Source organism: Methanofollis liminatans DSM 4140, from assembly GCF_000275865.1.
GTDB classification, from domain to species: Archaea; Halobacteriota; Methanomicrobia; order Methanomicrobiales; family Methanofollaceae; genus Methanofollis; species Methanofollis liminatans.
Genome location: NZ_CM001555.1, coordinates 2,382,735 through 2,402,603 on the forward strand (window position 1 = coordinate 2,382,735; position 19,869 = coordinate 2,402,603).

A 19,869-nucleotide genomic window follows, 5' to 3' on the forward strand; every position below is an offset into this window, starting at 1 on the left:
CGGTGCCGTATGCAGACGAAGATCAGGGAATACCGCGCAAAAATCGGGATTACGCAGGAGGAACTCGCCGCACGCGTCGGGGTGCGCCGGGAGACCGTCGTCTTCCTGGAGAAGGGGAAGTACAACCCCTCCCTCAAACTCGCCTGGCGGGTCGCACAGGAACTCGGGGCCTCGATCGAAGAGATCTTCATCTTCGGCGAGGAGGACCTGGAGGGCTGAGCCCCCCTGCCCCGAGGGCGTATGCCGCCGCTCCAAAGAGCGGCGCCCGCCCGCCAAGGGGGCTGACGCAGATTGCAGGGAGGGGAAGGTAGCGGTCGATATGCGGGAGCATGTGCCGCAGGATCAGGCCGCCGTGGGCCTGTGCGATCGGGCCGTCGATAACGATCATTTCGGGATCGTAGGCGACAATAAGGTCTGAAACCGCCCGGCCGTTCACCTCGCCCAGGGCATCCATGAAGGCGAGGGCGACCCTGTCGCCCGCCACCGCCGCCTCCAGAATCCCGCGGCTCGTGGAGGCGTCGAAGGCGGGTCGCTCACCCCGCCGGGCAGACCACGCCGCAAAGAACCGCGGCATCCCGGTTCCTGAGGCATAGCCCTCCCAGTGGCCGGTACGCCCGCAGCCGCACGGGAGAGAGTATGCAAAATCCACATGGAGGTGGCCGACCTCACCGGCGTTCCCGCCCCTCCCGAGGAGCAGGCGGCCGTCGACGACCGCACCCCCGCCGATCCCGGTGGAAAAGGTGATATAGACCAGATTATCCACACCCGTCCCGGCCCCGCGCCAGCGCTCCCCAAGGGCGCCGGCCCGGCAATCGTTGATCAGCCTGACAGGGAGGCCGAAACGGTCGGTGAGCGGGCTGACGAGCGGGACTTCATCAAAGGCCATGTTCGGGGAGCGGACGACCGAGCCCACCGCAGCATCGATGGGGCCGGCCGAGGCGATCCCGACCGCCCGGGCAGCGCTGCCTTCGAGCACCCGGGCAACGGCCGAGGCGACGGCTTCGGTCACGGCCATGCCTGAGCGGCCCTGCCGCGGCGTATCGGCGACGACGCTATCCCCGGCCTGGCCCTCCCGCGTGACCAGGGCAGCCCTCAGGTGGGTCGCCCCGAGATCGACGGCGACAACGGCATCCTCTGCAACCATATCCCCACGCCCGATAAAGAGAGGGTTATTCCCCCTCCTCCCTCTTTCGGATGACCATCTCGCACTGAGCATCGCCCATGCACCGCGCCCGCACGAACCTGAGGGTGAACGCTCCGTTCAGGTGCTCGACCGCCGAGATGGCAAAAGGCATGCACCAGGAAGCGCCCGCAAAGAGATCGCACCCGGCCTCCCGCAGCGTCCCGGTAAACGGGCATCCTTTCATCACCACCGTCGCCGCTTCTCCTGACGCCGGAAGAACGGTGATCCTGAACGCCGGGCCAAAGAGCACCACGGCGCCGACCCTCAGCGCCCCGGCGATCTCCTCCGCGTTATCGGTCGAAATGCCGAAGGTATCGACGATCTCCTTCACCTCGCGGCCGATCGCGTACCAGATCATTTGCTCCCGCTCTTCGACCGCCCCGGTTCCTTCACCGCGCAGGGCGCAGGAGTAGAGCGCCGGAATGAGGGCGGCCGCACGTGCCGCAAACCGCCACCGGGCCATCGGGGGGATCTCCTCGATCAGGTCCTTTGCCATCACCACCACTCTCGCCCACAGACACTAAAAAAGATGGGATCGAACCACGGGCATTCAGGCTTTCGGCTCGATCCTCATCCTGCACTCGGCATCGCCGACGCAGATCCCGCTCCGGTGCGCAATCCCGTAGGATGGGTTCAGGCTCTCAACCGCAGACTCACCATACGCCCTGCAGTCGGCACAGCAGGCGCGCGGGTCCATCCCCATCTCAGATGCACGGGAGCACATGGGACAGGAGGTCACGACAATATCGGCGCAGTCCCGGTCTTTCGCCACCTTCACCTCGCCCTGCAGTTCAGGGCCGAGCAGGAGGGTCGAGATGGTGCTGTACGCCTCCGCCACGTCCGGCGCATTCTTCAACGGCATGGCGAAACCGCGGGCGAGCGCACCCTGCCCCTTTCCGGCCTCTCGCCAGATCGCCTGAACTGACTCTTCAAAGCCTTCGCCGTACCGCTCCATGACCGCACGATGATAGGCGAACGGCATCGCCGTCGCCGCCCGCGTCGCAATGTTCCACCTCAGCTCGGCAGGTATCTGCTCTATTTTAGTCATCTGTTCCACCTCTCCGGCACCCCGGAACAGAGGCCGCGGTGCCGGAGGAATATATCAGACCAAATATATAAAACACGGTGAGGCGCAAGACCAAAAACCTCATCCGCACCAGAAGATCTGGTATGGCAGAGGCCGGGCAGATCAGGGGCGTCCTTCTCGATATCGACGGGGTGCTGTATGCAGGCGGCAGGGCGATCGACGGGGGGAGAGAGACGGTGGCATGGCTGGAGGAGGAGGACATCCCCTTCAGGTGCGTATCCAACACCACCAGCCGTTCCCGCCACTCCATCGCCGCACGCCTCAGGGCGCTGGACTATGATATCGACGACTCCCTGATCTTCAACCCGCCTCTTGGGGCGATCAGGCACCTGCAGGGAAAAAAGACCTTCCTCCTCACCCGCGGCGATGTCAGGGACGACTTCATCGCCGCCGGGATCACTCTCGTCGAGGAGGGGGCCGAAGCGGTCGTGGTGGGGGACGCAGGCGACGGCTTCACCTACGAGGCGATGAACCGGGCCTTCAGGATGGCCCTCGAAGGGGCCGGGATCGTCGCCCTCGAGAAGGACCGCTACTGGATGGGTGCGGACGGGCTGATGCTCTCCGCAGGGCCTTTTGTGGCAGCACTCGAATACGCCTCTGAGCGCGAAGCCGTGGTCGTCGGCAAACCGTCGCCTGAATTTTTCAGGCTTGCCCTCGAGGACATGGGCATACAACCATCCACCGCCCTCATGGTCGGCGACGATCTCAGGACCGATGTGGGCGGCGCACAGGCCGCAGGCATGAGGACTGCACTGGTCAGGACCGGAAAATTCAGGCAGGAGGTATTCGAGGCGTCCCTGATCAGGCCCGACCTCCTCCTCCCCTCGATCGCCAGCCTTCCTGAAGCGATCAGAGAAACATTTATATAATGGCACCCATGAGTCTCGCCTGAGAAACAGGAGACGGGGGAGACAGTACGTGATGAACAGGCCGATATGGACGACAATTATAGTGATAACGCTGCTTTGCACCGGCGTTCTGGTTGCTTCCGGGATCGTAACGATGCTGCGCCCCATCGTCATTTACCCCTCCATCACACCGGCATCGGACGTCCTGGGAACAGATCAGGCTGAATTCATCTTTCCCTTTGAAGACGCCCGTTACCGGCTCAGGATGCCGGTGGACGCCGCCGTCTACACAGGGGCGCGCGACGGATCGAAGAGCGCCATACTCTACCGTGAGATCCCTGACGACGAGTGGATCCCGGCATATTATCTCGCGTTCATCGACGACCCGCACCAGGAGGCGCTCTATACAGGTCTTATCAGTGCTTTTTCCGGGATCAAGGACGAAAACGGTCTTGACTCCGACCGGTACCTGGAGATGATCACGGCATTTGTCCAGTCCATCCCGTACGAGGACCACCCCGGCGGCGCTCCGCCGAAGTTCCCGGTGGAGACCGTGGCCGAACGGACTGGCGACTGCGACGACAAGAGTCTCCTACTCGCCGCCCTCCTCTCCAGGGCCGGCTACGATGTCGCCCTCCTCAACTTCATCGAGAACTCCCATATGGGCGTCGGCATTGCGGCTGACACCGGCACCTACGGCTCGACCGGCTACGCCTTCATCGAGACGACCGATTACAACTTCGTCGGGGTCGTCCCGGATAACCTGGCAAACGGCGTGCGCCTCACCGGAGACCCCCAGGTGATCAGGGTGGGCAACGGGACCGGATGCTACACGGCCAGAGCTGAGACGACACATATCATGGAACAGTCAGGGGCGGCACGCGCCGTCATCGACACCTTCGCCCTGAACCTTAGCGAGCGTCAGGCCGACCTGAAAAAGACCGGGGCCAGCATCGCCAGCGAGAAAGAGACCATTGAAAAACTGCTCATGGCAGGAGATATCGCAGGTTTCACCGCACGGATACAGGGCTACAACAACAGAGTGGAAACCTACAACCTGGCCGTTGCGGAGTATGCGGCAGACTCCCGGAGATACGACCGGGCCGTCGAGACCTACAACTATATCGCCGGCCACCGCTACGACCGAAAAGGCACCTTCGCGTGGCTCCTCTCCAGTTCTTCGGCGGTGTGAACCAGGTCGGCCCCCTCGCGAACAGGCAGGATCTGCCGGCTCACCTCTCGTTCACGCGAGAGAAGCGAAGTCCTGAACCCTCGCCGTATCTTCTCCGGTTTCGCGTGCGTTCGTATCCATAAACCGGGTGCAGACCCGGCGGGGCAGGACCGGGGCCTCTCTCCCCCTGCACGCCGCCGTCTCCCGTGCATGGAGTGTGATCTTCGACATCTGGCTTCTGCGCAGAACAACCGGGTAGGCACGGGCACGCTCGGCGAGTGCCGAGAAGGTCGTATCGTCCATGATCATACCGGGGGGTGAAGGGTATATTATCCCGGGCCGGGCGCGGGGTGAAAGTGTATCTTCTGCCGATAACTGTTTATCTGCATTATCAGAAATACTCTGGAGAGGTATCCATGCTCAAAATCGAGAAGCTGAAGGTCAGGGTCGGGGACCGGGAAGTCCTCCACGAGATCGATCTTCAGATCAATGACGGGGAGACGCACGTCCTCATGGGGCCGAACGGCTCGGGGAAGAGCACCCTGTTGATGACCATCATGGGCTTTGGCAACTACGAGGTCATCAGCGGACGGATCGTCTACAACGGAAAGGATATCACCCGCATGCCCATCCATGAACGGGCGCAGCTGGGGATAGGAATGCTCTTCCAGCGCCCGCCCACCATATCAGGCCTCAAACTCGAAAAACTCCTCACAGCGGTGGCAGGAGGAAAGACAGGAGATATCCCGACCTACGCACGGTCCATGGACATGGAGCGTTTTCTCGAACGGGATATCAACAAGGGATTCTCGGGCGGCGAGATCAAGCGAAGCGAGGTGCTGCAGTTGATGATCCAGCGGCCCGACTTCATCATGCTCGACGAGCCCGAGAGCGGGGTGGACCTGGAGAACATCTCCCTGATGGGCACCTCGATCGCACACCTCCTCCAGAAAGACCAGCACATCATGAACCGGCAGAAGAGCGGGCTGATCATCACCCACACCGGCTATATCCTGGATTACCTCGACGCCGACTTCGGCCATGTCATGATCGACGGGGCGATACGCTGCCACGGCAACCCCCGCGAGATACTGAAAGTGATCAAAGAGAGAGGATACAGGGAGTGCCTTGCATGCCAGCAGATATGAATGAAATCGCCCGCCTTCCGGACTCTGAGAAGGAGCGGCTTACCCAGACCGGGCTGGAGATCGGGCTCGAGAACCGGTGCGGGAGTTTCTTCCAGATGGACCAGGAGATCCTCCAGACCACCTGCTCGGCCGAGGGCGTGGAAGTGCTCTCCCTCGCAGACGCACTGGAGAAGTACGACTGGATGGCCGAGCACTACTGGAACGCCGTCAAGAAGGACAAGGACAAGTACACCGAGTTCGTCGCAAAACAGGAGCGCCCGGCAGGCGTCGTGGTCATCGCCCACAAGGGCGCCCGCACCGTCTACCCGGTGCAGGCCTGCCTCTACCTTGCCGGCGGGCCGGTGCAGACGGTGCACAACATCATGATCGCCGAGGAGGGCGCCGAACTCCATGTGATCTCCGGGTGCGCCAGCGCCGCCGGGGCGAAGAGCGGCTCGCATCTCGGCGTGACCGAGTTTTACGTCGGCAAAAATGCACGGATCACCTCGACGATGATCCACAACTGGAACCCGCACATCTCAGTTTACCCGCGGAGCGCCGCCATCGTGGAGGAGAACGGCGTGTTCATCTCCAACTATGTCTGTATGCAGCCGGTATCCAGGATCCAGATGTACCCGCAGGCGACCCTCGGCAAAAACGCCGTCGGGCGCTTCTCGTCCATCGTGGTCGCACAGCCCGACTCTCACTTCGACCTGGGCTCCAGGGCAATCCTCCAGGGGAAGGGGAGCAGCGCCGAACTGATCACCCGCGCCATCACGAAGGGCGGGACGATCATCTCCAGGGGCCACATCCTGGGCGAGACCGAGGAGACAAAGGGGCATATCGAGTGCAAGGGGATGATCCTCAAGGACGGGACGATCCACGCCATCCCGGAGATCGAGGGCAGAGTGACCGGGACCGAACTCTCGCACGAGGCGGCAGTCGGCAAGATCGCCCGCGACGAGATCGAGTACCTGATGGCCCGCGGCCTCGACGAGGAGACGGCGACGGCGACGATCATCCGCGGCTTTTTAGACGTGAAGATCGAGGGGCTGCCGCCGATGCTGCAGCAGCAGATCGACGCGGCGATCGACGCCGCAGACGCTGGTTTCTAAGACAGATGGAGCAGGACTTCGCGCAGGCACGCCGTCTGATGGTCGAGCACCAGATCAGGGCAAGGGGCGTCTCGAACGAGAGGGTCCTTGCCGCCATGCGGGAGGTTCCCCGCCACCTTTTTGTCCCCGAAGACCTCAGATATGCCGCCTACGGGGACCACCCCCTCCCGATCGGGGAGGAGCAGACGATATCGCAGCCCTATATCGTGGCGGTGATGACCGAACTCCTCTCCCCGGAACCGGGCGACCGGATCCTTGAGATCGGGACCGGCAGTGGGTATCAGGCGGCCGTGCTCGGGCGAATCGTCCGCGAAGTCTGGAGCGTGGAGCGGATCGCGTCGGTGGCGGCGCAGGCGGAACGGAACCTGGAGGCGGTCGGGGCGGCAAACGTTCATGTGGTCGTCGGCGACGGGACGCTCGGCCTCCCCGAGCGCGCTCCCTACGACGGGATCATCGTCACCGCCGCCGCACCCTCGGTCCCTGAACCGCTCTTCGACCAGGTCGCCGACGGCGGCAGGCTCGTTGCCCCGGTCGGCTCCCGCCATCTGCAGGACCTCGTCTGCTATACCCGCAGGGGCGGGGACTTCGTGGTGCGTTCGTGGGGAGGGGTGGCCTTTGTCCCCCTCATCGGCACCTATGGGTGGGAGGTGTAAGACATGTATTACGACGTCACGCGAGAACTCTCCGAAGAGATCCTCATATTCCCCGGAGGAGACCCGAAACCGGAGATCAGCACCGAGGACCACGGCGCCTACCTCCTCAGCCTCCTCTCCCTCTCGACCCACACCGGCACCCACATCGACGCCCCTTCGCATTACCTGAAGGACAAGCGGACCGTCGACAAAATCGATCCCGGACGGCTCATCGGCCGGTGCCGCCTCCTCGACCTGGGAACGGCGACGGCGATCCAGGCGTCCGACCTCCAGGGAAGAATTGAAGGGGCCGAACGGCTCCTCCTCAAGACCTGGTTTTCCGGTAGAACAGCATTCGATCCGGCGTATCCGCACCTGACCACGGATGCCGCCGCTCTTCTCGTGCAGGAAGGGGTCAGGTGCATCGGCATCGATTCCCCGTCCATCGAGGCCTATGACGGCGACGGCACCGTGCACCGCACCCTTCTCGAAAGGGGGATTGCGGTGATCGAACTCCTCGACCTCCCGGCAATGCCCGAAGGAGAGTATTATATGGCGGCGCTCCCACTCCGCCTGAAAGGACTGGATGGGTCGCCGGCACGGGTGATCCTCTCTGACCGCCCATTCGTATGAGGTGAAGATGAATCTTATCGCATCAGCAGTGGCACGTCTCGAAGAAACGGTGAAGAATTCAGGCTGCGATGAGGGGAGTGTCTCCCTGACGAGAAACCCGAAACTGGCCGTCTGCCAGTACCCCCGCGGCGTCTGCGTGGAGGCCTGCTTCGGCGACCGGCGCGGCCATGTGGTCACCCCTGACCCAATACAGGCCTGCACGAAAGTCTCGTTCATGTTCGGTGCGCCCCTCAACAGCCCGGTGGAGCGGACGGCCGCCTGCGCCATCGTCAACGCCGTCACCGCCTTCTTCTGCATCAACCGGAGGGTGAACCCCTGCGAGGAATCCCGGCACGCCGCCTGCCTGAGCGGGCTGGCACAGGCGCTTGCAGGGGCGCGGGTCTACGCGGCAGGCGATACGCGGGGGCCTCTGACCGGGATCACCATCACCGAAGACCCCGCCGACGCCGACGTCCTCCTGGTCGTCGGGCCCGGCCTCATCTCGAACGAGGGCCTTGCCGCCGTCGAGGAAGCCCTCGGCAAAAAACGGGTGATCTGTCTGGGCCCATCCACCGCCGGCGTCGCCACCCTCCTCGGAATCGAGCACTGGTGCCCGTACGGGCACTGACCCCCTCTGCGCGCAAGATTCCCAAAACTGATATCCTGTGAAGGCACATTACCGCGCATGCTTTTCGGCTCTTCAGGGATCAGAAGAGAATATTCCGGCGGATTTGCAGACCTCGCCGTTCAGGTGGGGGCAGCAGCCGCGAAAGCCGGCGGCTCGGCGGTCGTCGGCATGGACGCCCGGACGACCGGGCCGCTGCTTGCCGACGCCGTCACCGCAGGCATCCTCTCGGCTGGTTCGGACGTATATACCTGCGGGATCGCACCCACGCCGACCGTCGCCTGCGCCGCGCGGGCCCATGCCTTCGGCGTGATGATCACCGCCTCGCACAACCCGGAGGAGTACAACGGGATCAAACTCCTCAACCCGGACGGTTCGTCCTTCACCTCTGCCCAGCAGCAGCGAATGGAAGAGGACGTCAGGGGCGATCACGGGGCGGGCTGGAGGGAGCAGGGGCACATCCATGCCATCGACGCCGTCTCGATCCATAAGAATGCGATCCTGAACGGCCTCGACCTCCCGGAAGGGCTCTCCGTCGTTGTCGACTGCGGAAACGGCGCCGGGAGCGCGATCACCCCGGCGCTTCTTGCCGACGCCGGTGTGCAGGCCCTCTGCCTCAATGCCAATCCCTCGGGCCGGTTCGTCCGCCCTTCAGAGCCCCTCGAGAAGAACCTCCCGTACATGCCCGCAATGGTGCGCAAACGCGGGGCCGCATGTGGGATCGTCCACGACGGCGACGCCGACCGGATGATGGCCTTCGACGGGAAGGGCCGGTACATCGGCGGCGATCACCTCCTCATGCTCTTTGCCGAGTACCTCGGAGCCAAACGCGTCGTCACCACCTCGGACGCCTCGATGGCGATCGAGGAGGGGGCCGAGGTGCACCGGACGCCGGTGGGCGACACCTTCGTCTCTGAAGAACTCTTAAAATGGGGCGAATTCGGCGGCGAACCGTCGGGCGCATGGATATTCCCGAAAAACTCCCTCTGTCCCGACGGGATCTACGCCGCCGCCCTCCTCTGCGAGATCGCCGGCGAGTGGGACATCGCCGAACGGGTGGCGGCGATGCCTGCCTATCCGATCCTCAGGGACTCGGTCAGGATCGAGAACGCCCGCGAAGTGATGGCCGCCATGGGCGCCGCCGTAGCGACCGACGGCATCAGGATCGAGGACGAGGAGGGCTGGTGCCTGATCAGGGCGAGCGGGACCGAGCCGAAGATCAGGTTCACCGCCGAGGGCAGGGACGCCGCTGCTGCAAAACGGATGATGGACGCGGGCAAAGAGCGCCTCAGGAGGGCCGCATGATGGAGTGCGTCATCCTTGCGGCGGGCGAGGGGACGCGGATGCGCCCGCTCACCGCCGAGCGCCCGAAAGTGATGCTCCCCCTCGCCAACCGCCCGATGCTCGAGCACCTGGTCAGGGCAGTCACCGAGGCCGGGATCACCGCGATCACCCTGGTCGTCGGCTACGGCGAGCGTGAAGTGCGGGAGTGGTTCGGCGACGGCAGCCGCCTCGGCGTCACGATCCGCTACGTCGTCCAGCGCCGCCAGCTCGGGACCGCCGACGCCCTCCGGGCGACAAAAGGGCTGGTCACCGGCCGGTTCCTGATGCTCAACGGCGACATGATCGTCGATGCGGCCGATCTCGCCGACCTCTGCACGAGAGAAGCCCCGTGCATGGGCGTCTACGAGAGCGACCACCCACAGGACTACGGTGTCGTGACGATCGAGGGGGACCTGATCACCGGGCTCGAGGAGAAATCACGCCAGCCAAAAAGCCGGATGATCAACGCCGGCGTCTACCTCTTCGACCCCGAGATCTACAAACGGCTGGAGGGCGTGCCCCTCTCAGGCCGGGGCGAATACGAACTCACCGACGCTCTGGCCGACTATATCGCCGAAGGACGCCTTTCCGCCTATCGCCTCTCCACCTGGATGGACGTCGGGGCGCCGTGGGACCTCCTGGACGCCAGCGCCACCCTGCTCTCACGGATGAAACCCGCCTGCGAGGGAACGGTCGAGGACGGCGTCGTCATCCACGGCAAACTGGTCCTGGGCAAAAACTCGGTGGTCAAGGCCGGCACCTACATCGAGGGCGACTGCATCGTCGGCGAGGGGTGCACGATCGGCCCCCACGCCTATATCAGGGGCTCGACGGCGATCGGCGACGGCTGCCATATCGGCCACGCCGTCGAGGTGAAAAACTCGATCGTCTTCGCCGGGACAAAGATCCCGCACTTCAACTATATCGGCGACTCGATCATCGGGAGCCAGTGCAACTTCGGTGCCGGCACTAAGGTCGCAAACCTCAGGCACGACCACGGGAACATCTCGATCAACGGCAGGTCCACCGGCCGGAGGAAGTTCGGGGCGATCATCGGCGACCACGTCCTCTTCGGGATCAACTGCTCGGTGAACGTCGGCAGCGTCATCGGGAGTTATTCCCTCATCGGGCCGCACAGCCTCGTCGAGGGAACCCTGAAAGACCGGACCGTGATCAGGTAGGTGAATGAAAACCATGCAGGCAGTTATTCTTGCAGCAGGTGAGGGCAGGCGTCTGCGCCCTCTCACCCATGCCATGCCCAAGGCGATGGTGCCGGTGGCGAACCGGCCGATCCTTGAGTACATCGTTCGGGCGCTCGAAAAGAACGGGATCAGGGAGATCATCGTCGTCGTCGGCTACAAAAAAGAGCAGGTGATCAGGCACCTCAACGGCCTGGAGATCCCGGTGAAGGTCGTCGTCCAGGAGCGGCAGCTCGGCACCGCCCACGCCCTCAAATGCGCGGCGCCCCTGATCACCGGCGACTTCCTCCTCCTCCCCGGCGACAACTACATCGACACGGCCTCGATCGCCCGGATCATGGGGGAGAGAAATGCCGTCCTGACCTGGGACCACCCCCACCCCTCGAACTTCGGGGTGCTCATGATCAGGGACGGCTCGGTCCAGCAGGTGATCGAGAAGCCCAGCGAGGCGCCCGGTTTCACCGTATCGACCGGGATCTTCTCGCTCGGACCGGCGTTTCTGGACTTCCTCGGCGACGAGACCGAGATCCCGAATGCGATCAATGCGATGATCGCCGCCGGCACGCCCTTGAAGGCGGTCCCGGCAGAGGACTGGCAGGACGCCATCTACCCCTGGGACCTCCTGAGGCTGAACGCAGCGCTCCTGCAGGGCGTGAGGCAGGAGCGGGCCGGGCGGATCGGCTCTTCGGTCGTGATCAAAGGGCAGGTCTCCATCGGTCGGGGGACGACGATCGGCCCGAACAGCACCATTCTCGGCCCGGTCGTTATCGGCGAAGACTGCGAGATCGGGCCGAACTGCGTCGTCCTGCCCGAGACGAGCATCGGCGATCGGGTCAGGATCGAGCCTTTCACCCTGATCGGCCACTCCCTGATCCTCGCCGACGCCTGCATCGGCTCCCATGCCCGGATCACCGACGCCGTCGTCGGCACCGGGACGCAGGTAGGCGACCATGCGACGACCTCGCCGCAACGGACCATCTTCTCGATCGAGGGGGAGCTGATCAGGGCGAAGTTCGGGGCGATCATCGGGGACAACGTGCGGTCCGCCCCGTTCTGCGTCTTCAAAAACTGCATCGTCGGGAACAATGTCTGCGTAGAAGATGGGAAAACGCTCTACGGCGAAGTTCCTGATGGGGCAAGAATTATATAAGGGATGAGTGTCAGGAGAGATACCATTACGTTGGGGGATGCATCATGTGCGGGATAGTTGGATATATCGGCTGGAAAGAGGCCGCACCCCTCGTCATCGAGGGATTGAAGCGTCTTGAATACCGGGGCTATGATTCGTTCGGCGTCGCAACCGAGAACGGGGATATCAATATCATTAAAAAGAGCGGAAAAATCTCAGAGAGCGGGGCCGACCTCAGCGCTCTCGTCGGCACCATCGGGATCGGCCACACCCGCTGGGCGACTCACGGCGTGCCCAACGACTGCAACGCCCATCCCCACACCGACTGCACGGGCGCGATCGCCGTCGTCCATAACGGGATCATCGAGAACTACGCGGTGCTCAAGAGAAAACTCATCGAGAAAGGGCACCGCTTCAAAAGCGAGACCGACACCGAGGTGATCGCCCATCTCGTCGAGGAATATTTCAGCGGCGACCTGCTCGCCGCCGTCACCGCGGCGGTCCGCCACCTGGAGGGCTCGTATGCGATCCTGGTCATCGCAAAGGACGACCAGAGGATCGTCGCCGCCCGCAAGAGCAGCCCGCTCGTTCTCGGGATCGGTGACGGCGAGGTGCTCTGCGCCTCAGACGTCACGCCCCTCCTGGAGCACACCCAGCGGGCGGTGTACCTGGAAGACGGGGATGTGGCTGCCCTCACGGCGTCCAGGATCGACGTCTACCACGACGGCGTCCGGGTAGAGCGCTCGATCACCCACATCGATTGGAGCGTGGACGACGCAAAGAAGGGCGGGTTCGAGCACTATATGCTCAAGGAGATCTACGAGCAGCCCGAGGTCTTCTACAACACGATCAAGGCGCTGGAAAAAGACACCCGCCTCCCCATGCTCAGGATCCCGGCCGAGATCACGGTGGTGGCCTGCGGGACGTCCTATCATGCCGCCCTCGTCTTCCGCTACCTTGCGCAGGAGTACTCCTCTAAGCGGGTTTCGGTGGAGTTCGCCTCCGAGTTCAAGTATTATACCCCGCCCCTCCGCGACATGGTGATCGCCGTCACCCAGTCCGGGGAGACGGCCGACACCCTCACCGCCATCGAGAAGGCGAAGGCCCGCAACTGCTCGACCCTGGCGGTGACGAACGTGCTCGGGAGCACCGTCAGCCGCAGCGCGGACTGGACCGTCTTCATGTGCGCCGGCCCCGAGATCAGCGTCGCCGCCACGAAATCTTTTACCGGCCAGCTCGCGGTCTTCATGGGCATGGTGAACGTGATGGCGGACGGGAAGTTCACCGAAGTCCTGGCCCATGCCCACCGCTCGATCGAGCGGGTGCTCCCGCAGGAAATGGGGGCGGCGGTCTCCCTGCTTCTCAGCGCCACCGAGATGTTCTACGTGGGCCGCGGGGTTTTCTACCCGGTTGCGCTCGAGGGCGCCCTGAAGATGAAGGAGATCTCCTATATCCACGCCGAAGGATATGCGGCCGGGGAACTCAAGCATGGCCCCTTCGCCCTGCTCTCCCCGGAAACGCCGGTCGTCGCCATCTGCACGCCGGGCCGCACCTACGGGGTGATGCTCTCCAACGTCAAGGAGATGAAGGCGCGGGGTGCCCCGGTCATCGGGATCGGGGTGGAAGGGGACACCGAGGTCGAGAGCATCGTGGACGTCTTTATCCCGATCCCTGAGGACCACCAGATGGTCCAGGCGCTCACGGTCTCGGTGATCCTGCAACTCCTGGCCTACCAGACGGCAAACGCGTTGGAGAGAGATATCGACAAACCAAGAAATCTGGCAAAGAGTGTGACCGTCGAATGACAGAATATGGCAGAAACACCATCGGTGAGGGCGCACGCATCTTCGAGCCGGTGACCCTCGGCTTTCCATCGAGGGAACGGATCGGACAGAAGGAGTTTGCAGGCACCGTCATCGGCAAAAACGCCGTCCTCAGAACAGGGACGATCATATACTGCGACGTCGAGATAGGAGACGATTTTTCGAGCGGGCACAACGTGATGATCCGCGAGCGGACGAAGATCGGCGATCATGTGGCCATCGGCACCTCGGCGGTGATCGAAGGTGACTGCGTCATCGGGAGCAACGTCTCGCTCCAGAGCATGGTCTATATCCCGACGAACACCTTCCTTGGCGACCATGTCTTCATCGGCCCCAACGCCGTGCTGACAAACGACCGCTACCCGCCGCACGGAAAGCCGCCCCTGCAGGGCCCTGTCGTCAGGGACGGCGTCTCGATCGGCGCCGGGGCCGTGATCCTGCCCGGCATCACCATCGGTGAGGGGGCGCTCGTGGCCGCGGGCGCCGTCGTCACCCACGACGTCCCGGCGCGGATGATGGCGATCGGGTCGCCGGCACGCTTTGTCGATCTCCCCGAGCGGATGCGTGAGTAGGATGAAGGTCCCGGTGGCGCGCCCCCTGCTCGGGGAGGAGGAAGCGGATGCAGTGCGGGAGGTGCTCGCCTCGGGCATGATCGCCTCTGGCCCGAAAACAGCGGCTTTCGAGGAGCGTTTCGCCGCTTTCTGCGGCGCATCGCACGCCGTCGCCGTGAACAACGGTACGGCCGCGCTGCATGCGGCGCTCCTCGCCGGCGGCGTAGGGCCAGGCGACGAGGTGATCGTCCCCTCCTTTTCGTTCATCGCAACGGCGACGGCAGTCTCGATGTGCGGCGCCGTCCCGGTCTTTGCCGACGTGGACCCGGAACGCTTCACCATCGACCCGGTTTCGGCAGAAGCGCTCGTCACCGGGAAGACGAAAGCGGTGATCGCCGTCCACCTCTTCGGCCAGCCCTGCGACGTCCCGGCGATCGCCGACCTCTGCGCCGACCGGCGCCTCCTTTTCGTGGAGGACGCCGCGCAGGCGCACGGGGCGGCGCTCGACGGGAAGCGGGCCGGATCGTTCGGGGACTTCGGCTGCTTCTCTTTCTATGCGACGAAGAACATGACCACCGGCGAGGGCGGGATGGTGACGACGCCGTCTGACGAGTTCGACGTCCGCCTGCGCCGGATCATCAACCACGGGCAGTCTGAGAAATATCTTCACACCGAACTCGGCTATAACTACCGGATGACCGACATCGCCGCCGCCGTCGGGCTGGTGCAGCTCGAGCGGCTGGAGGGATTCAACCGGCGCCGGCAGGAGAACGCCGCCTTCTACTCGGACCATATCAGGGCGCCGGGGATCGCCTTACCGACAACGGCGCCGGGCGCCGTGCACGTCTACCACCAGTACGTCCTGCGGGCCGACGACGGGCGGGACCGGCTGATGGCCGCCCTCGGGGAGCGGGGGATCGGGACGGCGGTCCATTACCCGGTGCCGATCCACCGGCAGCCGGTCTATGCCGGCCGGCCCGCCTGCTGCCCGGTCGCAGAGCGTCTCGCCGCCACGGTCTTTTCGATCCCGGTCCATCCCGGCGTCACCGACGAAGAGCGGACGCATATCGCCGATGCGATCAACGAGGTGGCCTGATGGACGCGGGCGTCATCGGCACCGGGGCGATGGGGCGCAACCACGTCCGCATCTACACCGAGTTGAAGGAGGTCGGGACGACCTACGTCTACGACCTCGACCATGCGGCCGCAGAGGCCGTCGCCGCCCAGAACGGGGCCGAGGTCTGCGCTTCGATGGAGGAGTTCCTCAGGAAGGCCGAGGCGGTCTCGGTCTGCGTCCCGACGCCGTACCATTTTGCGACCGCACGGCAGTGCATCGGGGCCGGCGTCCACACCCTCATCGAGAAGCCGATCTGCCTTTCGGCCGAGGAGGGGGAGCGTCTTGTCGGAGAGATCCCCGACGGCCTCACCGTCGGCGTCGGGCACATCGAGCGCTTCAATCCGATCGTGGACGAAGTGAGGAGGCTCGTCTCCGCACCTCTGTACGTCCATATCGCCCGGCACAACCCGGCATCGGCGCGGGTGAGCGGGTCCTCGGTCGTCGAAGACCTGATGATCCACGACATCGACGTCGTCTTCAACGCCCTCTTCTCAGGCCCCTGCACCCTGGCGAGCGCCGGAACCGAGGACGTGGCGGCGGCCCTGATCACCTTCGGAACGACGCCGGTCTACCTCTCGGCAAGCCGGAAGGCCTCGAAGAAGGTGCGATCGATCTACATCGAGCAGGAGGAGGCGACGATCGAGGCCGACTACATGACCCAGGAGGTCTACGTCTACCGCAAACCCGGCGCCTACGGGCTGGTGGACGGGCAGTACCGCCAGGAGAACATCATCGAGAAACTGCTCGTGAACAAAGTCGAGCCCCTGAAGACCGAACTCCAGACCTTCGTGCGGTGCGCCAGAGACGCACGGCCGTTCCCGGTGACGCCCGCTCAGGGGCTCGAGAACCTGCGGGTCTGCGAGCGGATCGGGCGGGGGCTCGCCCCCCACCGCTGACTTCTTCTTGTCCCCTGCACAAACACACTTCCGAAAGATACCGGGGGTTATCATGAACACCAGACTGTCATCCATTCTCCAGGAAAAGGGACCGATCCGGACGGTCGGCGTCGTCGGCATGGGATATGTGGGCATCCCGGCGGCGGCGCTCTTCGCCGATGCGCCGGCGTTCGACCATGTCTACGGCTTCCAGCGGGACTCGCTCTCTTCAGGCTACAAGATCGCCGCGCTCAACCGGGGCGAGTCCCCCCTGAAGGGCGAGGAACCGGGGCTCGAAGACCTCCTGCAACGGGTCGTCTCGGCCGGTACGTTCACCTGCACCCCGGATTTTTCAAAGGTCGCGGAGTGCGACGCTGTCACCCTCGCAATCCAGACCCCGTTTGCGGACCCGAAAGACCTGATCCCTGACTTCACGCCCCTGGTCGAGGGGATCAGGAACGTGGGCCGACACATCGCTCCAGGCACCCTGGTCGTCCTCGAATCGACGATCACCCCCGGCACCACCACCGGCATGGCCCGCGAGATCCTGGAGGAGGAGTCCGGGCTCGTGGCAGGCGTTGATTTCGCCCTCGCTCACGCACCAGAGCGGGTGATGGTCGGGCGATTGCTCCGCAATATCCGCGAGCACGACCGGATCGTCGGCGGGATCGACGATGTGAGCACGAAACGGGCGGTCGAACTCTACTCCCCGGTGCTCACCAGCGGCAGGGTGATCCCGATGACGGCCACCGCCGCCGAGGTGACGAAGACCGCCGAGAACACGTTCAGGGATCTCCAGATCGCCGCCGCCAACCAGCTCGCCCTGTACTGCGAGGCGATGGGGATCAATGTCTACGATGTGCGGGCCGGGATCGACTCCCTGAAAGGCGAGGGTATCACCAGAGCAATCCTCTGGCCCGGCGCCGGCGTGGGTGGACACTGCCTCACCAAGGACACCTATCACCTGGAGCGGGGCGTGCGGGTGCTCGGAGGCGAACTCGACTGGCCCGGCGAGGTCGCCTCGCTATACGTGACCGCCCGGCAGATCAACGACTTCATGCCGGCGCATATGCTGACCCTGACGGCGTCGGCCCTCTCCCAGGCAGGAAAGAGCCTTCGAGGAGCAAAAATCGCCCTCCTGGGCTGGGCCTTCATCAACGACTCCGACGACGCGAGAAACACCCCGGCAGAGCCCTTCCGCGACGCCGCCCTCGCCGCCGGGGCTGAGGTCGCCGTTCACGACCCCTGGGTGGAGCGCTACCCCGGCCTCGAGGTTTCGCACGACCTTGCGGCGGTGCTCCAGGGTGCCGACGCCGTTGCCCTCTTCGCCGGGCACCGGGACTACCGGGGGCTTGACCCCGCCCAGGTGAAGACGCTCTCTGGCTGCGATCACCCGGCGATCGTCGACGGTCGGAACATCGTCGATCCCGACACCTTCATCGAGGCGGGATTTGCCTACCGCGGGATCGGCAGGGGCGACAGAAACGGCCACGCCCTGAAGGGCTGAGTCTCTCTTCCCATTACCCCTGTATATTCTCTTTTTCGCCTTCATCCCTGCGCACCGCAAAGGATTAATACACCCCCGGGCGTGAACGGGTGCTGGGGACACCACTATATGATCCGGTCATATGAGGACTACCGATCCTATCTCGAGGCAGACCGCCTTGCTCTGGGCTGCCGTACCACGCGGCCGCCGCTTTTTGGAGAAGAGATCTGGCGGTTTCAGATCCTGCTCAGGAAGATGGAATATTATCGCAATTGCAGACACTCGTTCATCTACCGGCCCTCTATCTCCTGGACCGGATGGAAATTCCATGCCGCAAGCCTCCTCCTCGGGTTCACGATCCCCCTCAACGTCTTCGGCCCCGGCCTGAGCATTGCCCACCGTGGCACGATCGTCGTTCATCCCGCGGTACGGATCGGCGCAAACTGCAGGATCCATGCCTGCGTCAATATCGGGACGAAGGCCGGATCCGAGGACCTCACCCCGGTGATCGGCGACAACGTGTACATCGGTCCGGGCGCGAAGATATTCGGGGATATCAGGATCGCAGACGGGATCGCCATAGGGGCGAACAGCGTCGTCAACAGATCGTTCGAAGAGCCCGGCATATCGATTGCAGGGGTCCCTGCACGGAAGATCGGAGATAAGGGCAACCGACCGCAGGGCGGAGAACCTGCTCCCGCCGGTGCAGACCGGGGGGCGGCACCCCTCCCCGGGGATCAGGGGACAGGATAAGAACCCTCATCCCCTCTGCGGATCCACGCTTCTTCTGAACCTGATGAAGATCCTCCTCGTATCCACCCAGGACTACATCCACCACCCGGTACCCTCCCGCCACCACTATATCTTCGAGGAGCTGGCCGGGCGCCACGAGGTGCACGTCCCCCACTTCCATGTGAGCCGCGGCCCTGAGCGCCCCACCCGCCTCCACGTCGAGGAGGCGACCCTCTTCCCCTTCACCAGCCCCTTCCTCCACTACACCGCAAACGCACCCTATCATATGGCAGCGATGCGCCGGATCATCAGGGAGAACGGGATCGAGGTCGTGGTGGCGGCGAACGTCCTCGCCGGCACCGCCGCCGTCAGGGCTGCGCGTTCGGCAAAAATCCCTGTTCTCTTCGACCTCAAGGACTGGTTCCCTGACTCGGCGGCGGCGTATTACGAAAACACCCTTGCGAAACGCCTGATCCACGACGGCGTCTGGGCGATCACCCGCTACAACCTCGACCGGAGCGACCGGATCACGACCGTCTCCCCCTCCCTCGCGGCGCAGCTCGGTCGCCACGGCTACGAGGCCGGCGTGATCACCAACGGCGTCAACACCGATCTCTTCCGCCCGATGGACGGCGCCCCCATGCGCAGGCGCCTCGGGATCCCGCAGGAGAGTTTCGTGATCGGGTTCGCCGGATCGGTCGAGCGGTGGTATGCCGTCGACGACCTGATCCGCCTCCTCCCGAAAATCCGGTCGGAGTTCGGCGACGTCAGGCTCCTGGTCGTCGGGGGCTCGCTCTTCACCGGCTACCTGGACGACCTCAGAGCCCTGGCCTCTGCCTCGGGCGTCGCCGGCGAGGTCGTCTTCACCGGGACGGTGCGGCACGAAGACCTCCCGGCCCACATCAGCGCCATGGACGTCTGCACCATACCGCTCTCCCCGCCGCAGTGGGCGAACATCGCCCTCCCGAACAAGTTCTTCGAGTACTCGGCCTGCAAAAAGCCGATCCTCTCGCGGCCCATCCCCGATGTCGAGGCGATCGGCGGGGACCATCTCTCGATCTACCGGAACGACGAGGAGTTCGTCGCCCTCGTCGGCGAGGCGGTCAGGCGGCCACGGGAGGTTGCGGTCGACTCGGAGCGGTTCAGCTGGAAACGAAGGGCTGCCGAGATGGAGGCCGTCCTCCTGGACCTCACCCGGTGAAAAGCCACCAAAAATCGTTTTTTTCCGTCTCTG

General features: G+C 64.2%; 22 protein-coding genes. 18 read left to right on the forward strand and 4 right to left on the reverse strand.

Features of this window, described 5'->3' with window-relative positions; all coding sequences use genetic code 11:
* Positions 1–9 precede the first annotated feature (9 nt).
* Positions 10–219 carry a helix-turn-helix transcriptional regulator gene (locus METLI_RS11830; protein WP_004040685.1) on the forward strand — a complete coding sequence of 70 codons (210 nt, stop codon included), beginning with the start codon at positions 10–12 and terminating at the stop codon, positions 217–219.
* Here the strand turns inward: METLI_RS11830 and METLI_RS11835 are convergent.
* The 3 genes from METLI_RS11835 to METLI_RS11845 are packed head-to-tail and all read right to left on the reverse strand — an operon-like array spanning position 188 to position 2,231.
* Positions 188–1,144, reverse strand: coding sequence for an ROK family protein (locus tag METLI_RS11835; RefSeq protein ID WP_004040686.1), 957 nt, complete (start codon positions 1,142–1,144; stop codon positions 188–190). The genes METLI_RS11830 and METLI_RS11835 overlap by 32 nt on opposite strands.
* A 25-nt stretch (positions 1,145–1,169) precedes the next feature.
* Complete coding sequence (locus METLI_RS11840) at positions 1,170–1,679, reverse strand: hypothetical protein (protein WP_004040687.1); 510 nt, start codon at positions 1,677–1,679, stop codon at positions 1,170–1,172.
* Between the two features lie 54 nt (positions 1,680–1,733).
* Entirely contained in the window at positions 1,734–2,231 is a 498-nt protein-coding gene (locus METLI_RS11845) for a hypothetical protein (RefSeq protein ID WP_004040688.1), read from the reverse strand.
* 122 nt (positions 2,232–2,353) lie between these two features.
* On the opposite strand from METLI_RS11845, the gene METLI_RS11850 reads away from it, so the two are divergent.
* Positions 2,354–3,139 (forward strand): TIGR01458 family HAD-type hydrolase, encoded by a 786-nt coding sequence (locus METLI_RS11850; RefSeq protein ID WP_004040689.1) that lies wholly within the window; start codon positions 2,354–2,356, stop codon positions 3,137–3,139.
* Positions 3,140–3,221: 82 nt separating this feature from the next.
* Positions 3,222–4,310: a hypothetical protein gene (locus METLI_RS11855; protein WP_157203279.1), complete on the forward strand. Its 1,089-nt coding sequence runs from the start codon at positions 3,222–3,224 to the stop codon at positions 4,308–4,310.
* Positions 4,311–4,361: 51 nt separating this feature from the next.
* On the opposite strand, the gene METLI_RS11860 is transcribed toward METLI_RS11855, so the two are convergent.
* Complete coding sequence (locus METLI_RS11860; RefSeq protein ID WP_157203280.1) at positions 4,362–4,592, reverse strand: hypothetical protein; 231 nt, start codon at positions 4,590–4,592, stop codon at positions 4,362–4,364.
* 113 nt (positions 4,593–4,705) lie between these two features.
* On the opposite strand from METLI_RS11860, the gene METLI_RS11865 reads away from it, so the two are divergent.
* The 15 genes from METLI_RS11865 to METLI_RS11935 all read left to right on the forward strand — a co-directional run bounded on the left by METLI_RS11865 (position 4,706) and on the right by METLI_RS11935 (position 19,836).
* The gene (locus METLI_RS11865) at positions 4,706–5,437 is read left to right on the forward strand and encodes an ABC transporter ATP-binding protein (RefSeq protein ID WP_004040692.1); all 732 of its coding nucleotides are present in this window, start codon (positions 4,706–4,708) and stop codon (positions 5,435–5,437) included.
* Positions 5,422–6,531 (forward strand): SufB/SufD family protein, encoded by a 1,110-nt coding sequence (locus METLI_RS11870; protein WP_004040694.1) that lies wholly within the window; start codon positions 5,422–5,424, stop codon positions 6,529–6,531. The genes METLI_RS11865 and METLI_RS11870 overlap by 16 nt, the downstream gene beginning before the upstream one ends.
* A gap of 5 nt (positions 6,532–6,536) precedes the next feature.
* Complete coding sequence (locus METLI_RS11875) at positions 6,537–7,184, forward strand: protein-L-isoaspartate(D-aspartate) O-methyltransferase (RefSeq protein WP_004040696.1); 648 nt, start codon at positions 6,537–6,539, stop codon at positions 7,182–7,184.
* A 3-nt stretch (positions 7,185–7,187) separates the two neighbouring features.
* Positions 7,188–7,796: a cyclase family protein gene (locus tag METLI_RS11880; RefSeq protein WP_004040698.1), complete on the forward strand. Its 609-nt coding sequence runs from the start codon at positions 7,188–7,190 to the stop codon at positions 7,794–7,796.
* A gap of 7 nt (positions 7,797–7,803) precedes the next feature.
* On the forward strand, positions 7,804–8,403 hold the full coding sequence (locus tag METLI_RS11885) for a hypothetical protein (protein WP_004040699.1): 600 nt from the start codon (positions 7,804–7,806) through the stop codon (positions 8,401–8,403).
* A 57-nt stretch (positions 8,404–8,460) separates the two neighbouring features.
* A complete protein-coding gene (locus tag METLI_RS11890) occupies positions 8,461–9,705 on the forward strand; it encodes a phosphopentomutase/phosphoglucosamine mutase (RefSeq protein WP_004040701.1) in 1,245 nt (414 codons plus the stop codon).
* A complete protein-coding gene (gene glmU / locus METLI_RS11895; RefSeq protein WP_048104254.1) occupies positions 9,705–10,904 on the forward strand; it encodes a bifunctional sugar-1-phosphate nucleotidylyltransferase/acetyltransferase in 1,200 nt (399 codons plus the stop codon). Before METLI_RS11890 ends, glmU (METLI_RS11895) begins: the two co-directional genes overlap by 1 nt.
* Positions 10,905–10,908: 4 nt before the next feature.
* On the forward strand, positions 10,909–12,072 hold the full coding sequence (gene glmU, locus METLI_RS11900; protein ID WP_004040703.1) for a bifunctional sugar-1-phosphate nucleotidylyltransferase/acetyltransferase: 1,164 nt from the start codon (positions 10,909–10,911) through the stop codon (positions 12,070–12,072).
* Between the two features lie 44 nt (positions 12,073–12,116).
* Positions 12,117–13,856: a glutamine--fructose-6-phosphate transaminase (isomerizing) gene (gene glmS, locus METLI_RS11905; protein WP_004040704.1), complete on the forward strand. Its 1,740-nt coding sequence runs from the start codon at positions 12,117–12,119 to the stop codon at positions 13,854–13,856.
* Positions 13,853–14,446 carry an acyltransferase gene (locus METLI_RS11910; protein WP_004040705.1) on the forward strand — a complete coding sequence of 198 codons (594 nt, stop codon included), beginning with the start codon at positions 13,853–13,855 and terminating at the stop codon, positions 14,444–14,446. The genes glmS and METLI_RS11910 overlap by 4 nt, the downstream gene beginning before the upstream one ends.
* A gap of 1 nt (position 14,447) precedes the next feature.
* On the forward strand, positions 14,448–15,521 hold the full coding sequence (locus METLI_RS11915) for a DegT/DnrJ/EryC1/StrS family aminotransferase (RefSeq protein WP_004040706.1): 1,074 nt from the start codon (positions 14,448–14,450) through the stop codon (positions 15,519–15,521).
* Positions 15,521–16,438, forward strand: coding sequence for a Gfo/Idh/MocA family protein (locus METLI_RS11920; RefSeq protein WP_004040708.1), 918 nt, complete (start codon positions 15,521–15,523; stop codon positions 16,436–16,438). The genes METLI_RS11915 and METLI_RS11920 overlap by 1 nt, the downstream gene beginning before the upstream one ends.
* Before the next feature lie 52 nt (positions 16,439–16,490).
* A complete protein-coding gene (locus tag METLI_RS11925) occupies positions 16,491–17,924 on the forward strand; it encodes a nucleotide sugar dehydrogenase (protein ID WP_004040710.1) in 1,434 nt (477 codons plus the stop codon).
* A 108-nt stretch (positions 17,925–18,032) separates the two neighbouring features.
* The gene (locus tag METLI_RS11930) at positions 18,033–18,656 is read left to right on the forward strand and encodes a serine O-acetyltransferase (protein WP_004040714.1); all 624 of its coding nucleotides are present in this window, start codon (positions 18,033–18,035) and stop codon (positions 18,654–18,656) included.
* Between the two features lie 43 nt (positions 18,657–18,699).
* Entirely contained in the window at positions 18,700–19,836 is a 1,137-nt protein-coding gene (locus tag METLI_RS11935) for a glycosyltransferase (protein WP_004040716.1), read from the forward strand.
* The last annotated feature ends 33 nt before the right edge of the window (positions 19,837–19,869 follow it).

What these genes read in the sequence shown, in the direction of transcription:
- METLI_RS11830 (WP_004040685.1), top strand. Translation starts at nt 10, where the DNA reads ATGCAGACGAAGATCAGGGAATACCGCGCAAAAATCGGGATTACGCAG.
- METLI_RS11835 (WP_004040686.1), bottom strand. Translation starts at nt 1,144, where the DNA reads ATGGTTGCAGAGGATGCCGTTGTCGCCGTCGATCTCGGGGCGACCCAC.
- METLI_RS11840 (WP_004040687.1), bottom strand. Translation starts at nt 1,679, where the DNA reads ATGGCAAAGGACCTGATCGAGGAGATCCCCCCGATGGCCCGGTGGCGG.
- METLI_RS11845 (WP_004040688.1), bottom strand. Translation starts at nt 2,231, where the DNA reads ATGACTAAAATAGAGCAGATACCTGCCGAGCTGAGGTGGAACATTGCG.
- METLI_RS11850 (WP_004040689.1), top strand. Translation starts at nt 2,354, where the DNA reads ATGGCAGAGGCCGGGCAGATCAGGGGCGTCCTTCTCGATATCGACGGG.
- METLI_RS11860 (WP_157203280.1), bottom strand. Translation starts at nt 4,592, where the DNA reads ATGGACGATACGACCTTCTCGGCACTCGCCGAGCGTGCCCGTGCCTAC.
- METLI_RS11865 (WP_004040692.1), top strand. Translation starts at nt 4,706, where the DNA reads ATGCTCAAAATCGAGAAGCTGAAGGTCAGGGTCGGGGACCGGGAAGTC.
- METLI_RS11870 (WP_004040694.1), top strand. Translation starts at nt 5,422, where the DNA reads ATGCCAGCAGATATGAATGAAATCGCCCGCCTTCCGGACTCTGAGAAG.
- METLI_RS11875 (WP_004040696.1), top strand. Translation starts at nt 6,537, where the DNA reads ATGGAGCAGGACTTCGCGCAGGCACGCCGTCTGATGGTCGAGCACCAG.
- METLI_RS11880 (WP_004040698.1), top strand. Translation starts at nt 7,188, where the DNA reads ATGTATTACGACGTCACGCGAGAACTCTCCGAAGAGATCCTCATATTC.
- METLI_RS11885 (WP_004040699.1), top strand. Translation starts at nt 7,804, where the DNA reads ATGAATCTTATCGCATCAGCAGTGGCACGTCTCGAAGAAACGGTGAAG.
- METLI_RS11890 (WP_004040701.1), top strand. Translation starts at nt 8,461, where the DNA reads ATGCTTTTCGGCTCTTCAGGGATCAGAAGAGAATATTCCGGCGGATTT.
- glmU (WP_048104254.1), top strand. Translation starts at nt 9,705, where the DNA reads ATGGAGTGCGTCATCCTTGCGGCGGGCGAGGGGACGCGGATGCGCCCG.
- glmU (WP_004040703.1), top strand. Translation starts at nt 10,909, where the DNA reads ATGAAAACCATGCAGGCAGTTATTCTTGCAGCAGGTGAGGGCAGGCGT.
- glmS (WP_004040704.1), top strand. Translation starts at nt 12,117, where the DNA reads ATGTGCGGGATAGTTGGATATATCGGCTGGAAAGAGGCCGCACCCCTC.
- METLI_RS11910 (WP_004040705.1), top strand. Translation starts at nt 13,853, where the DNA reads ATGACAGAATATGGCAGAAACACCATCGGTGAGGGCGCACGCATCTTC.
- METLI_RS11915 (WP_004040706.1), top strand. Translation starts at nt 14,448, where the DNA reads ATGAAGGTCCCGGTGGCGCGCCCCCTGCTCGGGGAGGAGGAAGCGGAT.
- METLI_RS11920 (WP_004040708.1), top strand. Translation starts at nt 15,521, where the DNA reads ATGGACGCGGGCGTCATCGGCACCGGGGCGATGGGGCGCAACCACGTC.
- METLI_RS11925 (WP_004040710.1), top strand. Translation starts at nt 16,491, where the DNA reads ATGAACACCAGACTGTCATCCATTCTCCAGGAAAAGGGACCGATCCGG.
- METLI_RS11930 (WP_004040714.1), top strand. Translation starts at nt 18,033, where the DNA reads ATGATCCGGTCATATGAGGACTACCGATCCTATCTCGAGGCAGACCGC.
- METLI_RS11935 (WP_004040716.1), top strand. Translation starts at nt 18,700, where the DNA reads ATGAAGATCCTCCTCGTATCCACCCAGGACTACATCCACCACCCGGTA.